2 protein-coding genes are annotated in these 759 nt (G+C 65.0%); both read left to right on the forward strand.

Features of this window, described 5'->3' with window-relative positions; all coding sequences use genetic code 11:
• The coding region (locus RA19_RS25265) for a polyprenyl synthetase family protein (RefSeq protein ID WP_039168649.1) at positions 1-563 on the forward strand (563 nt) is incomplete at its 5' end.
• Positions 564-602: 39 nt separating this feature from the next.
• The coding region (locus RA19_RS26365) for a 1-deoxy-D-xylulose-5-phosphate synthase N-terminal domain-containing protein (protein WP_152615882.1) at positions 603-759 on the forward strand (157 nt) is incomplete at its 3' end.

A 759-nucleotide genomic window follows, 5' to 3' on the forward strand; every position in this document is an offset into this window, starting at 1 on the left:
AATGGGATGAGGCGATGGCGGTGCTGGCAGGCGACAGCCTGCAGACATTTGCCTTTGAACTGCTCGCAGCCCCCAAGGTTGGCCCGCACGCGCTGACCCTGATCCGCGGTCTGGCGCAGTCCTCTGGCAAGGATGGCATGGTTTCCGGCCAGATGCTGGACATTGCGGCCGAAACCGCAGCCGAGCCGCTGACCCTGGATCAGATCACCAAGCTGCAAAGCCGCAAGACCGGCTGCCTGATCGAGTGGTCTGCCACTGCCGGCGCAGTACTGGCAGGCGAAGATGCGGCGCCGCTGCGGCAATACGCACGCGCGCTTGGCCTTGCTTTCCAGATCGCCGATGACATCTTGGATGTGGAAGGCGATGCCGCCAAGGTCGGCAAGGCCGTGCGCAAGGATGCGGATGCCGGCAAGGCGACCTTTGTCTCGCTTCTGGGCCTGGCAGAGGCAAAAGCCCGCGCAAAAGACCTTTGCGAGGAGGCTTGTGCCGCGCTGTCACCCTATGGTGAGGCTGCTGCAACCTTGAAGGAAGCCGCGCGCTTCGTTATTTCGCGCGACAGCTAACCCCGCGCCACGCCATTCGGCGCAGCCCAAGGAGACATCATGTCCGACAGGCCCCAAACCCCGCTTCTGGACCAGATCTCGCGCCCCGCGGATCTGAAGGGGCTGACGGATGCGCAGCTGGTGCAGGTTGCGCAAGAGCTGCGGCAGGAAACCATCGCCGCCGTCTCCGTCACCGGCGGCCACTTGGGCGCGGGCC

This window comes from Leisingera sp. ANG-M1, from assembly GCF_000813745.1.
Taxonomy (GTDB): Bacteria; Pseudomonadota; Alphaproteobacteria; order Rhodobacterales; family Rhodobacteraceae; genus Leisingera.